Source organism: Ramlibacter montanisoli, assembly GCF_013087525.1.
In the GTDB taxonomy this organism is placed as follows: Bacteria; Pseudomonadota; Gammaproteobacteria; order Burkholderiales; family Burkholderiaceae_C; genus Ramlibacter; species Ramlibacter montanisoli.
Window position 1 is genome coordinate 2,482,763 of the sequence record NZ_JABFCS010000001.1, and the last position, 25,443, is coordinate 2,508,205.

The following is a 25,443-nucleotide window of genomic DNA, read 5'->3' on the forward strand; positions in this document are numbered from 1 at the left end:
CGCAGCGGGAAGGCGACAACGCGGCGGTGAGCAACACGCTGTCGCTGCGTCATGTCGATCTCCAGGCGACGGCCGTCGCGGCACCGGCCGCCGCGACCTCGGGCGACCTGGTGCAGGTGACGTTCGACGTGAACCAGGCGGGATCGACCACGCTGACCGGCGCCTGGACCGACCGGCTCTACCTGTCCAGCACGCCGACCGTCGATGGCAGTGCACGCCTGCTGGCCTCGCGGGCGGTGGACTCGACCCTGGCGGCCGGCGCGAGCTACCCCAGCGTGTTCGACATCACCATCCCGGTGGACGTGCAGGGCAGCTGGTACCTCGTGGCGGTCAGCGATGCACTCGGCGAGGTGGGAGAAGTCGGAGGGGAAGGCAACAACGTCGCCGCGACGGCGATCACGGTGACGCTCGCGCCTTATGCCGACCTGGCCGTCAGCGATGTCACCGCGCCGGCGCGCCTGATCGCCGACCCGGCCCGCATCACCGTCGGGTGGACCGTGCGCAACACCGGCACCGGCGCGGGCCTGGCCTCGAGCTGGACCGATCGCCTGGTGCTGTCGAAGAACGCGGTGGCAGGGGACAACGACGACATCGTCATCGGCAACTTCGTGCGCGACACCGGCCTCGCCCAGGGGGCGAGCTACAGCCGCAGCGAGACCGTGTTCGCACCGGCCAGCTACGCGCCGGACAGCTATCGCGTCTTCGTCATCGCCGATGCGGGCAGGCAGGTGTTCGAGAACGGCTCCGAGGCCAACAACGCCGCGGCCGCGCCGGCGCCGCTGGACCTGATGCCCATCCCGTTCGCCGACCTGGTGCTCACCGACCTGGTGGTGCCCGCCACGGCGCAGTCCGGCCAGTCGCTGGCCGTGAGCTGGGCGGTGCGCAACGACGGCATCGCGCGCACCGACCGCACGAGCTGGTCGGACACGGTGATCGTCTCGCGCAATCCCGACGGGAGCGACGTGGTCGCCATCGCGGGCTTCGACCATATCGGAGTCCTCGCCGCGGGCGACCGCTACGAGCGCAGCGGCAGCGTCCGCCTGCCCGATGCGTTGTCGGGGCCGGTCTACGTGACGGTGCGCACCGGCGGCGTGTTCGAGTTCATCCACGACGACGCCCTGAACAGCGCCAGCGCCGGGCCGGTGCTGGTGAGCCAGTCGCCGGCGCCCGACCTCGTGGTGACGTCCATCAGCGCGCCCACTGCGGCCAACGAGGGCGAATCGATCGACATCACCTGGAGCGTGCGCAACGACGGCGTGGCCCGTGCGGCCGGCTCGTGGACCGACACCGTGTCGCTGCGCAAGCCCGGACTGGACCCGGCCGATCCGGCCACACCCAAGCCGATCGTGCTGGGTTCGTTCACCACGACCAGCGGCCTCGACGCCGGACTCAGCTACACGCGCACCGAGCGATTCAAGCTGCCGGCGCGCACCGAAGGGGGCTGGCAGGTGGTGGTCAGCACCGACGGCGGCAATACGTTGTTCGAAGGCAGCCCGGAGATCGCCAACAACACCTTGCTCGACGACGAGGTGCTGTTGCTCTCGCTGAACCCGCGGCCCGACCTGCAGGTCCAGACTCTGACCGCGCCCGAGCGCGTGACCGCCGGCAGCACCGCGGCGGTGGCGTTCACGGTGGTCAACCGCGGCCCGGTGGCCACGGCCACGCCGCGCTGGGTCGACCACGTGTACCTGTCCCTCGACGACAAGCTGGGCAGCGACGACATCCTGCTGGAAGCGGTCGAGAACGGCGCTGCGCTGGCCAAGGACGCGGCCTATGCATCGACGACCCGCAGCATCGTCATTCCGGAGCGCTTCCGCGGCCCGGGCTTCTTCATCGCGATGGCCGACGCCGGCGGCGCGGTCGAGGAATACCCCGCGGCCAACGAAAGGAACAACATCGCGGTCAAGGCCGTGTTCGTCGAGGCGCAACCGCTGTCCGATCTCGTCACGGGCGCCGTGGTGGTGCCGGCGCAAGCGGTGTACGGGGGCGAGATCACCGTGCGTTTCACGGTGACCAACAAGGGCTCGGCCGCGACCAACCGCAGCGGCTGGACCGACACCGTCTGGCTGACCAAGGACAAGACCCGCCCCAGCCCCGGCCCGCGTTCGGTGCTGACGGTGGAAGGCACGCCGATCGTGATTCCCGGCAACGACGCAGTGCTGCTGGGCAGCTTTGCCCACGACGGAGCGCTGGCGCTGGGCGAGAGCTACACGCAGGAAGTCAAGGTCCGCATCCCGCAGCAGATCGATTCCGGCACCTGGTTCATCACGCCCTGGAGCGACGCCTACGACGCGGTGTTCGAGGACACCCTGGCCAGCAATCTCAACACCGACGACCCGAACGAGTTCGACAGCAACAACTACAAGGCGCGCGCGATCGACATCCTGGGCACGCCCGTGCCGCCGCTGCCGGATCTGCAGGTCGTCGCCGTCAGCACCAACGCAGGCCCCGGCAACCCGGGCTCGGTCGATGGCCCGTTCACCGTGACCTGGACGGTGCGCAACTTCGGCGAGGGCGTGGCCATCGGCCTGGGCGGCTCCTGGTCCGACAGCGTTTTCCTGCATGAGACGCCGGACCTGTTCGCCCCTGGCGCCAGGGTCTGGTCGCTGGGCAGTTTCGAGCGCCTGCACTCGCTGGACCCTCTGGCCAGCTACACGCAGACCAAGTCCTTCGATCTTTCGCCGGCGACCAAGGGCCTGTACGTCACGGTGATCGCCGACACCAACCCGATCGTTCCATTCGTCATCGAGTCGATCGAGGACAACAACGCACACACGGCGACCACCGAGGTGGTCGCGCGTCCGGCCGACCTGGTGGTGACCTCGATCAGTGCGCCCGCGCCGCAGAACTTCTCCGGCGAGCGCACCACCGTGAGCTGGACGGTGCGCAACGACGGCGCCGCCATCTGGGCCGGCACCCGGCACTGGACCGACGCGGTGTGGCTCTCGCCCGATCCGACCTTCGGTTCGCGCGCGGTGAGGGTCGGACAGCTGGTGCACGCGGCCGGCGACGGCCTGGCGCATGGCGAAAGCTACACCGCCAGCACCGAGATCGCGGTGCCGGCCGGCCATGACGGACCGTATTTCCTGTATGTGGGCAGCGACATTGCGTTCCAGGGCACGTCGACGGCGGCCGAGGGCGACAATGGCGACAACGACCGCGTGCGCCGCCTGTATGCCGGCAATGTGTACGAAGCCGAGGCGAGCAACAACAACTTCAGCCGCGGCACGATCGACATCATCTACCGCGAGCCGGACCTGACGATCTCGGACATCACCGTCCCGCCGGGGCCGCTGCTGTCGGGGCAGGACCTGACGGTCAAATTCACGGTCAGCAACGAGGGCACGCGCGACACGCGCGAATGGCGCTGGACCGACCGCTTGTACCTGTCGCGCGACCCCTCGCTCGACAGCGCCGACCTGCAGGTGGCGAGCTTCCTGCGCCTGGGTCCGCTGGGCGCCGGCGACAGCTACGAGCGCACGGCCACGTTCCAGATTCCCGGGGACGCGGAGGGGCCCTTCTACCTGATCGCCTTCGCCGACTCCGACGTGTTCGGCCAGGAACCGGGCCGTGCGGCCGCGACCATCGGCTTGGGCGCCATCCAGGTCGTCGACGATGCGGTGCCCGAGTTCAGGGACGAAGGCAACAACACCACGGTACAGGCCGTTTCCGTGACCCTGGCCCCCGCCGCCGACCTGCGTGTCACCGACATGGTGGTGCCCGAGCGCACGCTGCGCGGCCAGGCGCTGGAATTCCAGTACACCGTGACCAACACCGGCGGCGCGGCCACTCCCGGGGCAGGCGTCAGCTGGTTCGACCGCATCTACCTGTCGGCCGACCCGCTGTTCGACCCGGTGGCCGACCGCTTCATCGGCCAGATCAGGCACGAAGGCGTGGTCGCGGCCCATGGCGGCAGCTACACGGTCGTGACCAACAGCTCGCCGGAAACCGCCCTCAAGCTGCCGCGCGACCTGACCGGTGCGTACTACGTGTTCGTGCAGACCGACCCTGCGCTGGGTGCCGGCGTTCCGCGCGGCCAGGTCTTCGAGGCAGGCTTCGAAGGCAACAACGTCAGCGTGTCGCCGACCCCGATGCTGATCGAACTGCCGCCGCCGTCCGACCTCGTGATCACCGCGATCAGCGCGCCGCCCGGCGCGAGCACCGGCGAGGAAGTGCGCATCGACTTCACGGTGACCAACCAGGCCGGCGCCATGGCCGAAGGCTCGTGGACCGATTCGATCTATTTGTCCAGCGACGGCGAGTGGGGCTTGGGCGACGTGCTGCTGGGCAAGGTTGCGCACAGCGGCAACCTGGCCGTGGGCGCCAGCTACAGCTCGCAGTTGCTGGCCCGGCTGCCGCCGGCCAAGGCCGGCGACTACCGCATCATCGTGCGCAGCGACATCTTCAACGAGGTCCACGAAGGCGCGGACGAGCGCAACAATGCGACGGCCAGTGCCGGCACGCTGGCACTCACCGTGCCGGCGCTGCAACTGGGCGTGCCCTTGCTCACGACACTGTCGCCGGGCCAGCAGCGGCTGTTCAGGGTCACTGTCGGCGCCGGTGAAACCCTCAGCCTCGCGCTCGACGGCGCCGACGACCTCTCGGCCAACGAGCTGTTCGTGCGCTACGGCGACGTGGCCAGCGGCTTTGCCTTCGACTTCGGTGCCAGCCAGACCTTGTCGGCCGACCCGAGCACGGTGGTGCCGGCCACGCTGGCCGGCGACTACTACGTGCTGATCCAGGGCCGCTCCGGGGCGGCCGCACACGCGCCCGTGAAACTCACCGCCAAGGCGCTGCCGTTCAGCATCACCGACATCGTGCAGGACCAGGGCGGCGACGGTCGCTGGGTCACGACCACGATCAGCGGCGCGCGCTTCAAGCCGGGCGCGCTGGTCAAGCTCGTGCGGCCCGGCCTGGTGGAAGTCGAACCGGCGCGCTTCGAGGTGCTGGACGCGACGACCATCATCGCCACCTTCGACCTGCGCAACGTGCCGCACGGCTTGTACGACGTGGCCGTGATCAACCCAGACGGCGCGTTGGCGACGCTGCCTTATCGCTACCTGGTCGAGGCGGCATTGCCGATCGACGTGACGATCGGCCTGGGAGGTCCGCGCGTCGTTCCCGCCGGGCAGACCGGGCTGTACAGCGTCTCGCTGCAGAGCCTGACCAACGTGGACACGCCCTACGTGCACTTTGCGTTCGGCGCGCCCGAGCTGGGCGACAACGCCAAGGTGTTCGGCCTGCCGTACGTGAGCTTCAACTCGAACGTGCGCGGCGCGCCCGATGGCCAGCGCACGGACGTGCCCTGGGTCAGCCTGGACAGCGAGGTGAACAGCGGCGGTTTCATGCTGGCCCCCGGGTATGCGCTGGACGTGACTGCCGGCGGCTTCGTCGGCATGAGCTTCTCCGTCACCACCTATCCCGGCCTGAAGGCGCTGTACGACCGCGACTTCGAGGCCTACAAGCGCGCGCTCTACGACGCGCGACCGGACCTCGCCAAGGCCGACGTGCTGGCGGAAGGCGTCGGCAGCCTGGGCAGCGAGCTGGCGGAATACTTCTCCGACCCCAACGCCAAGCTCAACGACAAGTGCGTGGCCCTGTTCATGCCCTTCCTGTTCAACGTCACGGCTGCGGCCACGCCGATGACGCGTGACGAATTCGTCGCCGAACAGACCGCGCAGGCCCAGAGGCTGCGCAGCGCGGTGCTCGCCGACACCGAGGCCAATGCCGCGCTGATCAATCTCGCTGCCGATGGCGAGGGCTGGGTCAACGCCTACCTGGCCGCGCTCGAGGACGGTGGCTTGCTGCGCCCGGCCGATGAGGCCCCGCCGATCCGGCGCGACCCCAAGGTCGTGAGCCTGCTGGCGGTGCTCGGCAGCGGCGTGCTGGTCGGGCCGGCGGGCCGCGAGATCGCCAGCCCAAGCTCGCTGGGCGCCTTCTTCGAGCAAGTGCACCAGTGGTACGGCGACACGCCCGGGACGATCGCGCCGCTGATCGGCTACGACATTCGCATCAGCGACGAGTGCGGCGAGTATGCGATCCCGGTGCCCAAGGTCGCGGCCTTCGAGGACTTCGACCTCGGCTTGTCGCACCCAACCTATTTCCAGTCGGTCAACGTGTTCTCGCCGGGCGCCGGCGCAGGCCCCGCGCTGACGGTGGACCCCGGCTTCTCCTCATTGGCGTCCAGCAACACGCTGGCCGCGCTCGACTTGCAGGCGCTGTTCGACCAGATCGCGCGGAGCGCCGCCGGCGGGGCCACGATCAGCGGCCCCTCCGGCGCGGGCGACGCGCAGTTCGTGCCGGTCAACACCGCGCTGCCCTACACCGTGCGCTTTGCCAACCCGGCCGAGTCGAGCACCGCGGCCAACGAGGTGCGTGTCGTGAGCGTGCTCGACGACGATGTGTCGGTGCGTTCGTTCCGCCTCGGCGACATGCAGATCGGCGGCGTCACCATCCACGTGCCGGCCGAGCGCGCGAACTTCCAGGGCGATTTCGACCTGCGCAATTCGCTGGGCTTCATCGTGCGCGTGAGCGCCGGCGTGGACCCGACCAGCCGCACCGCGAGCTGGGTGTTGCAAGCCATCGACCCGGAAACCGGCGAGGTGCTGCAGGACGCCACGCGCGGCCTGCTACTGCCCGACAACACGCAAGGCCGTGGCGCCGGCTTCGTGAGCTGGACCGTTCAGGCCGCCTTCGGCGCCGCCACCGGCGCCGAGATCTCGGCGCAGGCGAGCGTGCTCCTCGACAATCAGGCCCCTTCGAGACCGACGTCGTCACGAGCACGATCGACGGCGAGGCGCCCCAGACCACGCTGACCGCAGCACCGGTGCAGGCCGGCAGCCGCGACTGGCTGGTGCAATGGGAGGCCGGCGACGAGCCCGGCGGCTCGGGCGTGCGGCACACCACCGTCTACGTGCGCGCCGAAGGCGGCAACTGGTCGATCTGGCAGCGCCAGACGCAGGAGACGCAAGCCGTCTACGAAGGCGAGCCCGGCACGCGGTACGAGTTCCTGGCGCTGTCCGTCGACCTGGCCGGCAATCGCGAACTGCCTCCCGGAAGCGACGTGCCGAGCGACGGCACGGTGGTCGATGTCGGCGGCACGCCCGAGGTTGGGCGCACGTCGCAGGACGTTGCCGCACCGCCGCCGGCCAGCAACACTGCGCCGACCAACGAACTGTTCGTCCAGGCGCAGGCCAACCTGCCGGCACTGCAGCCGCTGCGGCCCTCGCTGTTCACGACGGTGATTGCACCATTCGGCGGCGAAGCCTTCGGTACCGGCGTGGGCCAGAGCTTTTCCGGCATTGGTCCGCTCGCGCTGCTCGACCGGCCCGACGGCAGCTACGTCGTCAGCGGCGGCGGCAATCGCGGCGCGCTGTACGTGTTCGACCAGGACGGCGGCCACGCGCTGGCGCCCGCGGTGCAACTCGACAGCCCGGTGTTCGACCTGGCCTGGGATGGCCACGGCGGTCTCTGGGCCACTTCGGGCGGCGGCCAGCTGCTGGAGCTGGACCCGACGTCGCTTGCGATCATCAACCGCTACGGCGACAGCCTGACGCAGGCCCTGGCCTTCGACGCCGCGAACAACGTGATCTTCGTTTCTTCGGGCGACGGCATCGAGCGCTTCGACCTGGCGACGCGCCGCTTCAGCCACTTCAGCAACTCGCGCGTCGACGATCTCGCGATCGCACCTGACGGCAGCTTGTGGGCAACGGCCTGGCCGCGGCGCGGCGACGTGCTGAGCTTCGACCACCGCGGCCGCGCACAGGTGCAGCTGCGGATGGATGCGGCGCTGGACTCGCTCGCCTTCGGCCGCGCCGGCACGGCGCTCGAAGGCTTGCTGTTCGTGTCCGCCCGCATTCCGTCGGGCAGCAGCGATGCCGCCAACCTCTACATGGTCGACCTCGCCACGATGCGCGTGCTGGAAGTCGCGCGCGGCGGTCCCAGCGCCGAGCAATTGCTGGCGACCGGCGATGGCCGCCTGCTGATCGCCAACGGCGCGCAGGTCGATGTGCTGGCGCCGATGGTGGCGCCGCTGGTGGTCAGCGTGGGTCCGCCGGACGGTGCGCTGGTTCCGCTGCCGCTGCCCGAGATCTCGGTCGTGTTCGACCACGACATGCTGGCGGACAGCGACACCCTGGCGGCTTCGGTGACCAACCCGGCGAATTACCGCCTGACCAGCGATGGCACGCCGCTGCTGGTGCGCAGCGTGTTCTATGACGCGGTCACGCGGACGGCTACTTTGCGCTTCGACGAACTGCAGCCCGGCAACATCGAACTCACGGTCAGCGCATTGGTGCGCAGCCGCCAGGGCCTGGCGCTGGCCGAGGACTTCGTCTCGGGATTCACCGCGGTCAGCGATTTCTCGGCGCTGGTGCGCCTGGACTTCGAGGCCACCCGATCGGACCGCCTCAGCGGCACGTTCAGCTACGACGTGCGCGTGACCAACACGAGTCCCTACGACCTGCGTGCGCCGCTGATGCTGGTGATCGACCCCGCACGCTACTTCGAGGGTGCGCTGGTCGGCGGCCTCAGCTCCAACGGCCTGTGGTTGATCGACCTGGGCGTGGACGGCAGCGGGCTCGCGCCCGGCGAGTCCACGGTGGTCCAGACCGTGATGCTGACCAACCCGCTGGGTCAGCGCGCCAACCTGGGCAACAGCATTTACGCGCTCCCGTACCCGAACGTGGCGCCGCTGTGGCTCAGCACGCCGGTCGGCACCGCCACCGTGGGCCAGAGCTATGCCTACCCCTTGCAGGCGCTCGACCCGGACGGCGTGGGCTTGCGTTACCTGCTGGTGTCCGGACCCGACGGCATGGAACTCGATGCCGACACCGGGGTCCTGCGCTGGATTCCGGACGCCGGGACGCCGGCCCGGGCCAACGTGGCACTGCGGGCGTACGACGCGCGCGGTGCGTTCGCCCAGCAGAACTTCAGCATCGACGTGGCGCAGGGCAATCGCGCCCCGGTGCTGCTCGGTCTCAAGCCGGAATACACGCTGCTCGAGGGCCAGTTGCTGCACATCGCCGTCGATGCCGTGGATCCGGACGGCGACACGCTGTCGCTGTCGATGGACAAGCTGCCGGCCGGCGCGGTGTTCGATCCCATCGGTCGCGTCTTCGAGTGGGTGCCGCGCTTCGACCAGGCGGGCATCTACAGCGACGTGCGATTCGTCGCCAGCGACGGAAGTCTGATGTCCGAAGCCGCGATCCGGATCACGGTCTTGCAGGCCAACGCTCCACCGATGCTCGATGCGGTGGCGCCGCGCACCGTGCGCGAGGGCGACCCCATACGCATCGCGTTCAATGCCATCGACCTGGACGGCGACGCGCTCGTCTTCACCAGTCCCAACCTGCCCAGCGGGGCGGCGATCAACCCGAACACCGGCGTGTTCGAGTGGACGCCCTCGTTCAACCAGGCGGGCAGCTACACCATCGCGATCTGGGTGGGCGACAACCGGGTCAACTCGGAGGTCGAGCTCCAGCTCGAAGTGCTCAATGTCAACGCTGCGCCCGAGTTCGACTCGTTCACCGGGTTGACGGTGGCCGAGGGCCAGTTGCTGTCGCTGCGCACTTTCGCGCTGGACCCCGACAACGTCGGCTTCGTGCTTCCGGACCGCCTGTCAACGGGTGCCGTGACGCCATTGCTGGGCACGCAGCCGACGGTGGTCTACAGCGTCAGCGGGCTGCCCCCGGCGCGGTCTTCGACCCCGAGACGGCCATGCTGAGCTGGACGCCCGGTTTCGACCAGGCCGGCAGTCACTCGGTCACCGTCACGGCCACCGACGACGGTGACGGCACGGGCACGCCCTTGTCCACCGTGGCGGTGATTCCGTTGCGCGTGCGCAATGCCAACCGCGTGCCGGCGATCGTGGCGATCGACAACCAGGTCGTGACCAAGGGCGAGGTGCTGGAGATCCCGATCGCGGTCACCGATGCCGACGGCAATGCGCTGGACCTGCGCTTCGAGGTGACGCTCAAGGGCCTCGACCAGCCGGTGGCCTTCGATGGCTTGCCGCTGCGCGCCGACGGTCGTGCGCCCTTGTTCGATTTCAGGGCCACCGGCAACGGCACCGGCGTGCTTCGCGTCGCCCCCGGAGAACGTGACCGCGGCGACTATCTCGTGACCTTGGTGGCGCGCGACGATGGCGACGGCGAGGGCGAAAAGGGACGCCTGCGGGAGACCCGCACGTTCGTCGTGAAGGTCGACTCCGCCGGCGAGACGCCGGTGCTGGCACCGATCGGCGACAAGGTGGCATTGATCGGCCAGGCCTTGAATTTCACCGTGAGCGCCGGCGATCTCGACGAGGACGCGCTGACGCTGACGGCGGATGCCCTGCCCGCCGGCGCGACACTGCTGCCCGGCGCGGTCTACGGCACGGCCGACTTCAGCTGGACGCCGGGCAGCGCCGGCGTCCACGAGATCACATTCACCGTCACCGACAGCCTGGGCCAGAGCGACAGCCGCACGATCCAGCTCGAGGCGCGCGCCGCCAATGCTGCGCCGATCCTCCCCCGGTGGGGGACCGCGTGGCGACCGAGGGCTCGCCGCTGGTCATCGAGATGGCGGCCGGCGACAGCGACGGCGACTCGCTCAGCTACACCGTCGCCAACCTGCCGGCCGGTGCCCGCTTCGACCCGACGACCGGGCGCCTGACCTGGACCCCGAACCTTTTCGCCGCCGGCCGCTACCCCGGCATCGTGCTGTCGGTCTCCGACGGGGCCGCGACCGTCAGTGAAACGATCGCGATCACCGTGGCGCAGAACAACCAGGCGCCCTTGCTCGCCGGCATGCCGCCCCTGGGCGGACAGGAACGCCAGTTGCTGCAATTCACCCTGGTCGGCACCGACCCCGATGGCGACGCGCTGCGCTACACGCCGGTCGGCACGCTGCCCGAGGGGGCCTTCTTCGACGGCTCCAACGGCCGCTTCGAGTGGTTGCCTTCGCACGCGCAAGCGGGCGACTACACGCTGAACTTCACCGTCAGCGATGCGTCCGGTGCGCAGGATTCGATGGCCGTCCAGGTCGCGATCGCCGACGTCAACCGCGCGCCGCTGCTGTCCTTCACGAACCACCTGGCCGAACTCGGCCAGCCGCTGGAGTTCAGCGTCGCCGCCAGCGACGAGGATCTCGGCGAGACGCTCGTCTTCTCGGCCCAGGGCCTGCCCGAGGGGGCCACGCTGGACGCCGCCACCGGCCAGCTGCGCTGGACCCCCGGCGCCGGCCAGGCGGGCGACTACCTGGTCATCGTCGGTGTGAGCGATGGCAAGTCGACGGTGCAGCGCGGACTGGCCTTGCGCGCGCTGACGCAGCCACAAGGCCCGCAAGTCGCCATCGTGCTCACGCCCAGCTTCCCGGCGGTGCCGGGGCAGCCGGTGGCGATCAGCGTGCTGGCCGATGCCATCTCCGCGGTGGCCTCGCGCAGCCTGACCATCAATGGCATGGCGGTGGCGCTCGACGGCCAGGGCCGCGCGATCTTCACCGCGCCCGCCAGCGGCCTGTTCCAGCTCGAGGCGACGGCGACCGACCTGGACGGTTTCGTCGGGTCGACCCATCTGGTTCTCAAGGTGCGCGATCCGGCGGACGCCGCGGCGCCGGTCGTGGCGTTCGAGCCCGGGCTGGGCGGGCGCACGCTGGAGACGGCCACCGTCCTCAACGCCAGCATCGTGGACAGCAACCTCGAATCCTGGACACTGGAGATCGCGCGCCTGGGCAGCGAGCGCTTCAGCGTACTGGCGCACGGGCAGGCCGCCATCAGCGGCGCGCTGGCCAGCTTGGCGCCCTCCGCGTTCGAGACCGGCGCCTACGTGCTGCGACTGACCGCCACCGACGTCGCGGGGCGCAGCGCGCGCACACAAGTGCAAGTCGAGATTCGCGCCGCAGGCGCCAGCAGCGGCTACGCGCGCAGCGAGAGCGACTTCAGCGCGGCCCTGGCCGGCCATGCGCTGGATTTCACCCGGCACTACGACTCGCGGGCCGCCGACCGCGACGGCTCCTTCGGCAGCGGCTGGCGACTCGCCTGGCGCGACACCGACCTGTCCAGCGACCTGCCATTGGGCGGCGCCGAAGAGCGCGGCCTGTACCCGCCGCTGGAGCAAGGCACGCGCGTCTACCTGAGTGCGCCGAGCGGCGAACGCGTCGGTTTCACCTTCGCGCCGCAGGCCGTCAGCCGCGGCGGCCTGTCGTGGTTCGAGGCGCACTGGGTCGCAGATGCCGGCTCCGGCTGGCAGCTCGAGTCGGTGCCGGACAAGCTGCTGCGCGCCGGCGACCGCTACTACCTGCTTGACGGCACGCGTCCGTACAACCCGGCGGCAGCCACGCCCGACCGCGCGCAGTACACGCTGGTCAGCGCCGCGGGCACGCGATACGAGATCAACGCCGCGCGGGGCGTCACCGGCATCGTGTTTGCCGACGGCGTGCGCCTGGGCGTCAGCGACAGCGGTGTCGTGGCCGCCAACGGCGACCTGATCCGCTTCGTCGCCGATGGCCAGGGACGCCTTTCCGCGGTGGTCGCGCCCGACGGGCGCATCTTCAGCTACGAGTACGACGACCAGGGTCGGCTGGTGAGCGCACGCAACCTGAGCGCCGCGCAATCGCAGCGCTATGCCTACGGCGCGCAGGGTGTGCTCGCCCTGTCGGCGGGCAGCGCGGGCGGCGTCGCGGTGACCTATGGTGGCGAGGCCACGGTGATGCCGATCGACGCCGATCTCGGTGCCGCGCTGGCCTATTTGAATGCCGGGCATTCCGGCAGCCTCGCGGCGGGGCAGACCGCCCGGCTGACTTTCAGCGTGCGCGAGAGCGAGCTGCAGGCCACCGCCGGCGGCGCGGTCCTGCTCGGCGTGGTGGTGAGCGCCACCTCGGGTGACCTGATCCCCGCGCTGCCGCAGATCGACGGCCTGTCGCCCCTGGTAAGCCGGGTCGAGGGCAGTGAAGTCTTCGCGCTGTACCGGGTCGACAGCGCCGGCCTGAAGCGACTCGAGCTGGCCGGCAGCGGATCCGGAGACTATGCGCTGCGCCTGTTCGTCGCCGGCGACCTCAACGGCGACCAGCGCGTCGATGGCCGCGATGCACAAGCCATGGCCATCGCACGCGCCGGAGCCTACAGCATGGCGGCCGATGTGGAGCGCGACGGCGACGTCGACGCTTCGGACGTGCAGCTGCTGTTCGCCAACCTGGGTTACGCCCCGAACCAGGCCCCGAGCGTCGCGTCCGGCGCCTTCAAGACCCACGTGGACCTGGCGGCCGACCGGGCGATCGGCAACCTGGTCACGGACCCGGAAGGCGACCGACTGAGCCTGCGCATCACCGGAACCAGCCAGGGCAGCGCGCAGATCGTCGGAGACGGTCGGACCGTGCTGTTCACCCCGAGTGCCGGATTCACCGGCACCGGCACCGTCACGGTGGTCGCCGACGACGGTTACTCGGCATCCACGCCCACGACGCTCAGCTTCACGGTGAGCGACTCGCCGCTGCTTGCCATCGATTTCGACCGCCGCGACTTCAAGCTGCGGCCCGGCGACCAGTACGCGGTGCGCCTGATCGGCACCTTCGCCGACGAGGCCGACGTGGCATTGCCGGCGGACTACCTGAGCTTCTCCAGCTTCGATCCGGCAGTGGCCGCGGTGAATGCGCGCGGCAGCATCACGGCGCTGTCAGAAGGCAGCGGCGGCTTGCTGGTGACGCGCGGCGCCATCTCGGCGGCAGCGGCGATCGGCGTCGGCACGCCGCGCACGGCAGCACAGGTCTACACCTACTACAGCGGCATCGACGCCTACCCCGACAGCCTGGCGATGACGGCCGGCGCGCAGCGCCAGATGGTCGTGCAATGGGGGACCAACGACGTGAGCCGCGCCGCCGACGGGGTGCGCTACGTGGTCGGCAACAGCGCCCTGCTGTCGATCACGGCCGATGGCCAGCTCACCGCGCTGGCCGAAGGCACGACCACGGTGACGGCGATCTTCGAGTCGGGCGAACAAGTCATTCCAGTGACCGTGTTGCGGCCGCTGACCGGGCCCGCGGTCGTCGGTAGCGCAGCGGTCATCGTCGAGGGCGACGGGGGCCAGTCCGTGGCGTTCGGCGCGGGCCAGTTGTCCGGTCCGGCAACGGTCAGCGTGACCACACTGGCCGAGGCGGACCTCGAGGTCGTGGTGCCCACCGTGATGGACTTCGCCGGGGCCTTCCGCCTGGACATCCAGGGGGCCACCGTCAATGGTCCGATCCAGATCGCCGCGCCCGTGGCGGGCGCCGTCGCGGGCGAGACGGTCTACTTCCTGCGCCAGATCGAGTCCAGCCTGGTCGACGGGACGCCGCAGAAATACTGGGCGGTGCTCGACACCGGCATCGTCGGCGCCGACGGCGTGGCGCGCAGCACCTCGCCGCCGTGGCCGGGCCTGTCCAGCAACGGCAACATCCTCATCGCGCGTGCCAACCAGCCGCTGCGCACCGTCACGCTGGACCTCGACGCCTGGATGGCGGCCAGCCAGATCCTTCTCGTCGGGGCCGCCACCGGCACGCTCGCCGGCGTGGCCATTGCGGGAACGCTGGCCACGGCGGTGCTCGTCTTCCCGATGATCTACCAGGCCACGCTGGTCAGGCTGTATGCGTCGTACGCCGAGCAAACGCTGACCACGGTGGTACCGATCGATGTCGGCCAGACATCGACGCGCCTGCGCGTCAGCGTCGAACTGCCGCCTTCGCTGCCGTCGCTCGACCCGACGCTGACCGGCGCCTCGTTCGTCGCCGCGACGGCCAGCGTCACCATCACCGGCAGCGACTTCCTCGACGTGATCGACCCGTCCGCCGGTGCGCGCGTGGTCTTCCGCCAGGGCGGGCGGGACATCGTCGTCACCGCGAGCGCCGTCAGCGCGACTTCGGTCACCGTGACGGTGCCCGCGACCGTGGTGTTGGGCCTGGCCGACATCTTCATCGAGCGTGGCGAGAAAGTCGTCGCGATGGTCGGCGGCTCCTTGGGCAGCAACACGACCTGGGTGCGCAGCCGCAACAGCGTGCGCGTCGACAACCCCGGCGGCTATGGCTTCACCGGGCGCTTCGACGGCGTGTCCGTCATCGACGTGCAGTTCAAGGGCCAGCCGGGAACCGAGCAGGTCATCCAGAACATCGCCATCGTCACGCCCGACCCGGCGGCACCGCCGAGCCCGCCGAACCCACCGACGCCGCCTATCCCCCGTCAGGTCACGGGGACGCTGGTCACCAGCGACCTGTCACGCGCGTTTGCCATCGTGCGCCAGGACCGCGGACGCGGCTTGCATGCGGCTGTGGCGGTGATCGACGGGGTGGCACTGCGCCTGTCCGATGCCGACCCGACCACCAGCGCGGTGGACATGATCGAACTGCCGTTCATGTACGGTCCGCCGGACCCGACCGACCCGAGCGGCCTGGCCAACGAGCCCATGCTCAGCGCGATGGCGCTCGATCCGAACGGGCGTTACCTTTACGTTGGAGGCGGCGGCGCGATCTACGTGATCGACATCGACCCCGGCTCTCCGACCTTGCACCAGCGGGTGCAGACGATCGCGGCCCCGACGTTGACCGGCAAGTTCAACGACATGGCGGTCAATGCCGGCGGCACGCGGCTGTACGTCACGGCGCCGGCCACGGAGCTGTACGGCCCGACGCGCGAGCTGTCGTGGATGACGGGCACTTCCGGCACCCACCGCACCGCGGGCAAGGTCCTCGTGATCAATGTCGACGAGGCCGACCGACCCGTGCCGACGGCGACCAATCCGACGCCGCTGAACGCGCGCAAGTGGCGCCAGGTGATCGCCGAGCTCGACGGCGGTGTCGAACCGTTCGGCATCAAGGCCACGAGCGACCCGAACCGCATGATGTTCACGTCGCGGCTGCGCAAGATCGTCGACCGCGCCCCTGACGACAACACGATCTACGGCCTCTCGACGATCCAGGTCACCTCCGACGACCCGCTGGCCTATGCGGCCGACCTGAAGGCGATCGACCTGACGGTCTCGCCGAACCCGAGCTTCCACTACCAGCTCAGCATCAAGAACCCGGCCGACGTCGTCGTCCTGCCGGACCTGAGCTACGCGTTCGTCAGCGACTGGTATGTGCCGCTGAGCGTGGGCCCGACCGGCGGCGCCTCGATGATCGAATACGAGGAGAAGCACGAGACCGGCGCCAAGATCGCCATTGTCAAGGACCCGTTCGGGCCGAGCCCGAAGATCGTCGGCGCGACGACACCGATTCCCTTCGGCTTTGCCAACGAGCTCGAACTGTCGTCGGACAACAAGAAGCTGTATGCCGTCTACAAGGGCACCGGCGACATCGTGGTGTTCGACATCGAGAACCTGCTGCAGCGATCTCGCGTCGTGCCCTTGGTGCCGAACACGGCGACCACCGATGCCTCGGGTCGCCGCGTCGAGATGCTGCAGCGCTTCCCGATCGACAACCTGCCGCAGGAGCAAGATCCGCCCATCATCCTCACCGACGTGCTGGTGGCGGTGCAGGACCTGCCGGTCAACCTGCCGGCGATCCCGGTGGCCGCGGCGATCCGCGGCCTGGCGATCCAGCCCAACGACCCGCTGACGCTGATCTCGCCGATCGACACGCGCGAGGTCAATGCACCCGGCTCGACGCTGACCTTCAAGTGGTCGGTCGACACCAGCCTGCTCGGTTCGGCCAGCTACACCTCGCGCGTCTTCCTCAGCGCACTGCCACCCGGCCTGGGGCTGTGGCCCAACGATGCGCCGAGCAGCCGCACGCCGATCCTGGAGGCTGAAGCACCCGATCCGCTCAACATCCACGGCCTGCCCGACAACAACCCGAACCGCATCTACACCTCGGACTTCATCCCGGCCGGCACGAACGAATTCACGTTGCCGTTCTCACCGGGTGTGCTGACCGCAGGCCAGCGCTATTACTGGGGCGTCGAGCTGAGGTCGGGCGGCGACAAGTTCAGCGAATCGGCGTCGTTCATCGCCAAGCCGCAGTCCAGCGGCACGACCTACAACGGGGTCACGATACTGACCCACGGCTTCCAGCTCGACCCCACCGGCGGCAGCGATCGCTTCGCGCAGCCCGAGCCCTTCATGCAACTGGCGCGGCTGATCGCCGACGCCAGCGGCGGCGGCGTGGTGCTCTCGTACGACAAGTTGACCGGCCAGTGGGTCGACGTGGCCAGCGGCCTCAAGGGCCTGGCGGCGCTGAAGCCGGGCAAGGCGGTGGTGCTGGTTTCGGACTGGTTCGGAATCCGACATCAGCGATGCGGGCTTCTCCGAAGCCGCCGCCGACGCGCTTTACGCGTCGCTGAAGGACCTGGACAACAAGGCGGGTGGCACGCTGTTCGGCTCCAAGCTGCACTTCATAGGCCACAGCCGCGGCACCGTCGTCAACAGCGAGATCGTGCAACGCCTGGGTACTTACGACCCGGCGGTGGCCGACGTCCACATGACGACGCTGGATCCCCACGACTTCAAGCAGGATGCGCTGAAGGTGCCGGTCGAGTCCTTCCTGAAGACGATCACGACGGCGATCACGCTGGCCCAGGGCGCGATCGCGGCGGGTTCCGTTGCAGCGCCGCCCCTGGCCGCCGCGTTGCCGACCCTGCAAACCCTCAAGGCGAGCATCAACAAGGTGCTCGACCTGGCCAGCGCGCTGGGGATCGCACTCGATATTCCGTACGACGATTTCAGCGATCCGGACGTCAAGCGCTGGAGCAACGTCGCCTTCCTCGACAACTACTTCCAGACCAACGGCTCCGGCGCAATCACGGGGACCGTGGGCGGGCTGGCGCCGATCGGCGTGGCCGACTTTACCGCCACGCCGAACGGGATTTCGATCGACGGCGCCAACATCGATTGGTCACTCAACGGCGTGGCCGGGTTCACGCAGGACGACTTCAAGGGTTCGGTGCCGATTCCGATCCTGGGCCTGGGCGTGCCGCTGCCGATCAGCCTTGGGTTCGAGCTGGGCATCGGCGGCCCGCACAGCCGCGTATGGCAGTGGTATGCCGGCACGGCCGACACCAGCCTTTACCGTTTCGCCGATGCTCCCTTGTACCGCCGCGCGGTCGACCAGGGCGAGATCGCGCTGACCACCGCCGGCTTGCCGTCGTTCCGGTTCAACGAGCGCCCGTGGTACTGGAGCATTCCGGGCACGGCGCCCAGCAGCAGCGCCAGCGGCACGCCCTGGACCGACCCGGCTTCCATCTGGGAAGGCGTGACCAACGGCTGGTACTTCAGCGAGGTCGGCGGCGGCGCGTCGCAGCGCCCTGCTGCGCCGACACCGGCACCCGCGCCGGCGCCCGCGCCAGGGACACCGCCAGCGCCCACAGGCCCCGGCGTCCCGGTCAGCACCGACAACACCGAAGTCACGGCCGGCACCGAAGCGGTGCCTTCGGTCTTCAACGGCAATTTCGAGAACGGCTTGCGCCAGTCGCTGTGGCGCCGCCTGGTCGGCGGCGACAGCGGACGTTTCCCCCTGTCGTACGAGCTGCCCGGCTGGTCGTTCCATGGTGGATCGGGTTTCCATGTGAGCGCCCCGCTGGTCGGGGACATCGACGTGACCGGCTTGTTCGCCTTCGAAACCAACCCGACGACGGCCGCGATGAGCGTCTTCGAGAAGATCTATGACACGGTCGCCGACAAGATCATCGGCAAGCTCACCGACAAGGTCATCGGCGACACATTGGGCGTTCCCGAGGAGCCCACGGCGAGCAGTTCACCGGGATACAAGACCTGGTACGACGACAACTGGGGCGAGGACAAGCCGTTCGCGCTGCGCCTGGAGGCGACCAAGAAGTTGTGGGAGATCACCGGCTCGATCCTGGAGGAGGCGAAGAAGCAAGGCTTGATCGCGCTGGACCTGAAGGACTACGTCAAGATCGACGGCGCGGGCTTCGACACGATCGGGCTCGATGCGGCGAAGGGTGCGATCAAGGCGGCACTGGTCTCCTGGCTGAAGTCTCAGCTCCCCAGTGGGGTGTCGAACTACGCGCTGCTGATGGGCGGCGGCAGCGCCCTGCGGGGCGTGCTGTCGGGAATGATCCCGGCCGGCGAAGGACGCCAGCTCGTCCAGGAGGTGGTGGCCAAGTTCGCGGGCGGTGGCATCAATCTCGACAAGGTCACGCACAACCGGCTGATGGTGCCCAGCACTGCGATGAACCAGCCCTTGCTGGCATTCAGCATCTTCGCGCCCTACCTGTCCTCGCCGGATGCCAAGCTGAAGATCACGTTCAAGCCGACCGATATGGATCCGGGGCTGGCCGCGGTCCCGCTGGCCCCGATCAGGCTGTCGCCGTCGATTTTCCAGCGCCTGAACTACAGCGTCGAGGTGCCGGACACCTTCAAGGGCAAGGCGGCGATGCTGGAGTTCGAGTTCGTGGGGATCGAGGTGCCCGACGACATCGAATTCGTCGGGCCCGGCGCCGTGCTGGGCATTGCGCGCCCGGCGACCCTGGACTTCCTCGCCAGCCAGCTCGTGTTCCTCGACGACGTGCGCTTCAGTGCGGGTCTGGAGGCGCGCATCGCCGCGCCCATCGTCGAGGGTGGCCAGGCACGCCTGGATGTCACGTTCGCTCCGGCCGACGCGGCGCAGCCGGTCCAGCTCTTCGTCGCCTGGAAGGACGGCAGCGCCCCGGAGAGCTTCACCGTGCCGGCCGGCACCACCTCGCACACCTTCTACCATTCCTACGCGGACGACAACCCCTCGGGGACGGCGCAGGACACACTGCTGGTGCAGGTCAACGCCACCAACGTCATCGGCGCCAGCACGGCCCAAGCCAGCCTGGAAATCAGCAACGTTGCGCCGGTCGTGAGCGGCCTGGCGCTGCAGGACCTGCGCCTCGACGAAAACAGCGTGGCCGTGCTCACCGGCAACTTCAGCGACCCGGCCCTGGGCAACGACGGCTACACCATCAAGGTCGATTGGGGCGACGGCCACGAAACCTCGGCAACCGTGCTGACGCTCCCCAGCGCCGGCGCACCCGGCACTTTCCGCGCCACGCACCTCTACCTGGACGACAAGCCGAGCCAGGGGACAGCGTTGGACACGCTGCCGATCAGGATCACTGCGACGGACGACGACGGCGGCATTGGGACCGGGGCGACCACCATCGAGATCGCCAACAAGCCGCCGCGCATCGAGACGCTGGCGCTGGACGCATCGACGATTGCCGAGGGCGAGAGCGCCGTGTTGCGCGGCACCATCTCCGACGACGGCTGGAGCGACGTGCACACGGTCACCGTGCAATGGGCCGGCCGCGCGCTGACCGTGCCGGTCACGAGCACCGGGCCCGGCAGCGGCAGCTTCGTCGTCACGATTCCGATCGAAGACGACGACCCCTCGGGCAGCGACGGCGACGATCTGCGCTTCGACGTGCGGGTGGAGGACGACGACACCGGCCAGGCGAGCGACTTCCTCGACCTGCACGTGGCCAACGTCGCGCCCACGATGGGCGTGGCGGTCGAGGCGGCCAGCATCGTCGAAGGCGACACGGCGCGGCTGCTGCTCACGATCGCGGATGCGGGTGTGAACGACAGCTTCGAGCTCACGGTGGCGTGGGACGACGGCGTGACGCAGGTGTTCGCGTTGCCGGCCGGCAGCAGCAGCTACACCGTCGAGCGCGAGTTCCTCGACGACGACCCGTCGGAAACGACTTCGGATGTGCGCAGCGCCGTGCTCACGCTGAAGGACGACGACGGCGGCGTGGCCAGCGACAGTGCCTCGCTGACGGTGAGCAATGCCGCCCCGTTGCCGGCTTGTTCCCCGATATCGCGGTCAACGCCAACCAGCCGTTCACGCTGCGGTCGACGTGGCTCGACAAGGGCGTGCTCGACGAATTCACCTTCCTGTGGGAGATCACCGATGCCGCCGGAACCCTGGTGGCCGGGTCGGACGAATTCGAGCCGACGCTGTCGCTTGCCCTGCCCGGGGTGTACACGGCGCTGTTCGAGGTCGAGGACGATGACCACGGCAAGGGCGGCTACAGCCTGAAAATCGTCGTCGCCGACCTGATCGAGGTCGAAGCGAGCGCCGCCGACACGACGCTGAACGAGGGCGACCTCGCGCACATCGACGTGGCCGTGCCGGGCGCTCCGCCCGGCCAGCCCTACAGCGTCGAGATCGACTGGGGGACGGCACACCGGTCGGCGGCAGCGTGCTGCCCGAGCCGGGCGCCGACGGCGTGGCGCGCATGACGCTCAGCCACCAGTACCGCGACGACCGCCCGGGCGTGCAGCCTGACGCCTACCAGGCCCGCGTCACCTTCAAGTACTCGTTTGGCGGCGTCACCGGCGCGCTGCAGCCGGAATTCCACTTCGATTTCGCGGTGCGCAATGTCGCGCCGACGGCGACGCTGGCGGCTGTCAGGTCGCTCGCCACGCCGGGGTCGTTCGACCTCAGCGCCAGTCTGGTCGACCCGGGCCTGGACGACACATTCGCCTACACCTGGGACTTCGGCGACGGCACGGTCGTGACCAATGCGGGTGCGAACGTCAGCCACAGCTTCAATGCGCCGCGGACCGTGACGCTGACAGTTGCAGACGACGACGGCGGCAGCGCACGCAGGACCTTGCTCGTCAGTCCTGCAGGCGCGGCGGGTGCAGGCACGGGGACACAGGCAGGCAGCGGCGGGGAAGCGTCGGCCCTCGAAGCGGCGCTGGCGCCGCTGGCAGCGCAGGCCATCGCAGCATGGCGCGCCGTGGGCGCCGACACGAGTGACCTCGCCGATGTGCGCCTGGTGGTGGGCGACCTGGGCAGTGACGTGCTCGGACTGACGATGGCGCAGGACGGTGCGGCGTCCGTCATCACGATCGATGACGACGCGGCAGGGCGCGGCTGGTACATCGATGCCACTCCGGGCAGCAACGAGGAATACGCGTTGACCGACGGTGCGTCGAGGCTCTGGACCCTGAGCGGCGCAGCCTCCGGCCGGATCGACTTGCTGTCCTTGCTGATGCACGAATACGGCCACACGCTGGAGTTGGCGCACAGCCAGGGCGGTGCGCCGGGCGTGATGGGCGTGACCCTGCATGTGGGCGAGCGGCGACTGCCGCAGGCCACCGACCTGCGCCAGCGCGCCGCGCCCGGTGTCTCGTCGTCCGACGCCGGGCTGCTGGCCAGCGGGGTCAGCAACGGCGACTTCGTCGACGGTTCGGCCTGGAGCACGCGCGGCGATGTGAACATCGCCGGTGGCAGCGCGACGCTGTCGGAGAGTGCGATCTTCAACACTCGCTTGTCGCAGCAGATGCTGGTCCCGCAGGGAGCGCGCTTCCTCGCCTTCGACCTGACGAACGTCGGGTTCGGCGTCGACGGCGAGGGCATCGGCGATGCCTTCGAAGTGGCGGTGCTCGACCTCGACACCGGCGCGTCCTTGTTGGGCGCCATCGGCATGACCCATACCGATGCGGCGATCAACATCCAGAGTGACGGACGGATCCACGCTGCCGCGGGCGTCACCTTCGACGGCGTGAGCAGCGCGCTGCTGCCCGGCAGCGGCAACATGCAGGTTCGCATCGACGTCTCGGCGCTCGCTGCCTCGCAGCCGCTGGTATTGAGCTTTGATCTGCTCGGGTTTGGTTCACGCACCAGTTCCATCGGCATCGACAACGTCGAGTTCATCGTCGACAGCAACCTCGCGCCGGCGGCGCTGGCCGACGCGTTCAGCCTGCCGCCGGACACCGCCCGCGTGTTCGACGTGCTGGCCAATGACGTCGACGCCAATGGCGATGTGCTCAGCGTCAGCGCTGTGAGCGCACCGACGCATGGCACATTGACGATAGACCCCGCCGGCCAGCTGAGCTACCTGCCGGATGCCGGCTATGTCGGCAGCGATCGCTTCTTCTACCAGGTCACCGACGGCCGCATGACCAGCGCCGCGACGGCGGTCGACATCTCGGTGCATGCCGGCAACGCCGCGCCGCTGCCACAACCCGACACCGCCGTCACCGTGCGCAACCAGCCCGTGACGATCGCCGTGCTGGCCAACGACGTCGACGCCGACGGCGACCCCCTCGTGGTCGAACTGGTCAGCGGCCCCGCCCACGGCAGCGTGGTGCTCGGCGCGGACAGCCGCATCACGTACACGCCAGGGGCCGACTTCGCCGGCAGCGACGCCTTGGTCTATCGTGTCAGCGACGGCATCGCTTGGTCAGAGCCGGTCAGCGTGGACATCACGGTGAGGCCGGTGAACGACGCTCCGCAAGCCCTGGACGACAGTGCGTCGACCCCCGAGGACACGGCGGTGACGATCGACGTTCTGGCCAACGACAGCGATCCCGACGGCAACAGCCTCGTGGTCGAACTCGTCACCGCCCCCGCCCACGGCAGCGCGGTGCTCGGCGCGGACGGCCGCATCACGTACACGCCGGGGCCGACTTCGCCGGCGGCGACGTGCTGGTCTACCGCGTCGGCGACGGCATCCTGTGGTCCGCATCCGCCACCGTGGCCATCACGGTCACTCCGGTCAACGACGCGCCCGTGGCGCTGGCGGACAGCGTGGCCACCACCGAGGACACGCCGGTGACGATCGACGTGCTGGCCAACGACGCCGATGTCGATGCCGACAGCCTCGCTCCGGTAATCGTGCGCGGGCCGGCGCATGGCACGCTCACGCCAGGAGCCGGGGGCACCTTCACCTACACGCCCGCGGCCGATTTCAACGGCACGGACGGATTCAGCTACCGGGCCGACGACGGCCGAACCGGTAGCGCCGAGACCGAGGTGCTGGTGACGGTCACGCCGGTGAACGACCCGCCGCTGGCCACCGGCGGCCGCGCAGTGCTGGACGAAGACACGACGGTGACGCTGCACGCCGCCCACTTCGCCATGGCCGATCCGCAGGACGTCCCGGGGCATGGCTTGCGCGAAGTGCAGATCACCCAGCTCCCCGTCTCCGGCGTGCTGACCCTGGATGGCATCGCGCTCACCGCGCCGGTCACGGTGACGCTGGCCGACCTCGCCGCGGGCCGCCTGCGGTTCGCACCGCCCGCCGATGCCCATGGGCCCGGCTACGCAACCCTGCGTTATCGCGTCCGCGACGACGGCGGCGGCGCGGATCTGTCCGTGGCCGACGCCGCATTGGTCCTCGACGTGCGCGCCGTCAACGATGCACCCGTGATGGAAAGCGTGGCCGATGTGCAGGTCGACGCGGGCGAAATGGTGACGGTGCAGCTGAGCGCCACCGATGTCGACTCGGCGGCGCCGTTCGCCTTCACGGTCACGGCTGGCCCCGAGGGCGCCAGCATCGATGCCGACGGTCGCCTGCGCTGGCGTGCGGTGGGCGCCGATGGCCGCTACACCTTCAGCGTGCGCGCGACCGACAGCGACGGCGCCAGCGGCTCCACGCAGTTTGGCGTGCTGACGCGCAACGTGGCCCCCGCGCCGCTCCCGCCGACGCCGGGCGGTGCTCCCACGCCGGGCGGAGGCAGCGTGCCGGGTGCTGATGGGGTGCCGGTTCCAGGCGGGGTGCCGGGCGGCCGTGGCACCGTAGCCGGCGGCGGCGCGGCTGCGTCCTTGCCGGGTTCCGTGGGCAGCGCGCTGCCCGTGGGCCTGGGTGGCGAAGCGCCGCGCCGCGGCGAGGGCCCGGCCGCTGGTTTTGTTGCGCCCGGCGGCAGCATCCCGGTGCCGCAGTTCGCGATCGACCTGAGCGTCACGGTGGTGCCGCAGAGTGCGCACCCGCAGGTGCAGGCGCTCGGCCTCGCCACGCTGTTGAGCGTTCCCGCGAGCGCCGGCTTGCCGCCGGGACCGGTGAGTGCCCAGTCCATGTCCCGCGTTCTCGAACGCGCGGCCCAGGCGCAGGGCCGCAAGGCGGTGCTGCACGTGCAGGAGGCCATCGTCACCGGCGGCAGCCTGCACCTGCGCTTCAGCGAGGCGCTGGATCTCGGGCACGGCGTGCCATGGTCGCTGGCGCTGCAGCGCGGCGACCTGGTGGTCACCCGCGACGGCCGCGTGCTGGGCGGTGAGGTGGTGCTCGATCCCGACGGACAAGGCCTGATGTTCCTGCCCGAGGGAGGCTGGACCGGGGACTCCGAGTACACGCTCATGCTGCGGGGTGCGGGTTTCGTCGGCGCAACGGGCGACGCGCTCGACGGCGACCACGACGGCCGCCCCGGCGGTGATTTCCGGGCTCGCTTCCGCGGGCCGCGCGTCGGCGGACCGGCCCTCGCGACGCCGCTCGACGCGCCCCTGCAGCCGACAGCGCCGGAGGCCACCGTGGGCGACTTCGCGATGGCTGCCGCTGCCGTGGCCAGCCAGCCTGCCGCGCACGCGCCGGCAGCGCGCGGACGGAGCCGAGCCACTGGTCCGCGCGGCGGCGTCCGCACTGGAACTGCCACCCGTCGAAGCCCATGCGCCGTGGCTGGCACGCTGGCTGGCCGGGACGCGGCCCGCCGCTGCCCGGGCCAACGAATGGCGCATCAAGCTCTGAACCGATGGACACCGCAATGAAACGTTCTGGACTGCCCACGATGACCC

8 protein-coding genes are annotated in these 25,443 nt (G+C 69.7%); all 8 read left to right on the forward strand.

Translation table 11 applies throughout. The features are described 5' to 3' along the window. The first annotated feature begins 401 nt into the window (after positions 1 to 401). From HK415_RS12185 to HK415_RS23925, 8 genes are read left to right on the forward strand one after another with little or no spacing between them, the layout of a single operon-like run. Positions 402 to 6,815 (forward strand): CARDB domain-containing protein, encoded by a 6,414-nt coding sequence (locus HK415_RS12185; protein WP_373684649.1) that lies wholly within the window; start codon positions 402 to 404, stop codon positions 6,813 to 6,815. 11 nt (positions 6,816 to 6,826) lie between these two features. After that, the gene (locus HK415_RS26350) at positions 6,827 to 9,724 is read left to right on the forward strand and encodes a putative Ig domain-containing protein (RefSeq protein WP_171559568.1); all 2,898 of its coding nucleotides are present in this window, start codon (positions 6,827 to 6,829) and stop codon (positions 9,722 to 9,724) included. Further along, positions 9,718 to 10,653 carry a putative Ig domain-containing protein gene (locus HK415_RS25060; RefSeq protein ID WP_253261857.1) on the forward strand — a complete coding sequence of 312 codons (936 nt, stop codon included), beginning with the start codon at positions 9,718 to 9,720 and terminating at the stop codon, positions 10,651 to 10,653. Before HK415_RS26350 ends, HK415_RS25060 begins: the two co-directional genes overlap by 7 nt. After that, entirely contained in the window at positions 10,560 to 18,602 is an 8,043-nt protein-coding gene (locus tag HK415_RS12195; RefSeq protein WP_253262202.1) for an Ig-like domain-containing protein, read from the forward strand. The genes HK415_RS25060 and HK415_RS12195 overlap by 94 nt, the downstream gene beginning before the upstream one ends. Next, entirely contained in the window at positions 18,532 to 20,964 is a 2,433-nt protein-coding gene (locus HK415_RS12200) for a hypothetical protein (protein WP_171559574.1), read from the forward strand. The genes HK415_RS12195 and HK415_RS12200 overlap by 71 nt, the downstream gene beginning before the upstream one ends. Then, complete coding sequence (locus tag HK415_RS12205; protein WP_171559576.1) at positions 20,904 to 21,167, forward strand: hypothetical protein; 264 nt, start codon at positions 20,904 to 20,906, stop codon at positions 21,165 to 21,167. The genes HK415_RS12200 and HK415_RS12205 overlap by 61 nt, the downstream gene beginning before the upstream one ends. Further along, positions 21,128 to 23,494 carry an Ig-like domain-containing protein gene (locus tag HK415_RS12210; RefSeq protein WP_171559578.1) on the forward strand — a complete coding sequence of 789 codons (2,367 nt, stop codon included), beginning with the start codon at positions 21,128 to 21,130 and terminating at the stop codon, positions 23,492 to 23,494. The genes HK415_RS12205 and HK415_RS12210 overlap by 40 nt, the downstream gene beginning before the upstream one ends. Then, the gene (locus HK415_RS23925) at positions 23,491 to 25,416 is read left to right on the forward strand and encodes a cadherin-like domain-containing protein (RefSeq protein ID WP_507236461.1); all 1,926 of its coding nucleotides are present in this window, start codon (positions 23,491 to 23,493) and stop codon (positions 25,414 to 25,416) included. The genes HK415_RS12210 and HK415_RS23925 overlap by 4 nt, the downstream gene beginning before the upstream one ends. The last annotated feature ends 27 nt before the right edge of the window (positions 25,417 to 25,443 follow it).

Bases quoted from the DNA above. Each gene is read 5' to 3' on its own strand.
- HK415_RS12195 (WP_253262202.1), top strand. From the start codon at position 10,560: ATGGCGGCCGGCGACAGCGACGGCGACTCGCTCAGCTACACCGTCGCC.
- HK415_RS25060 (WP_253261857.1), top strand. From the start codon at position 9,718: ATGCTGAGCTGGACGCCCGGTTTCGACCAGGCCGGCAGTCACTCGGTC.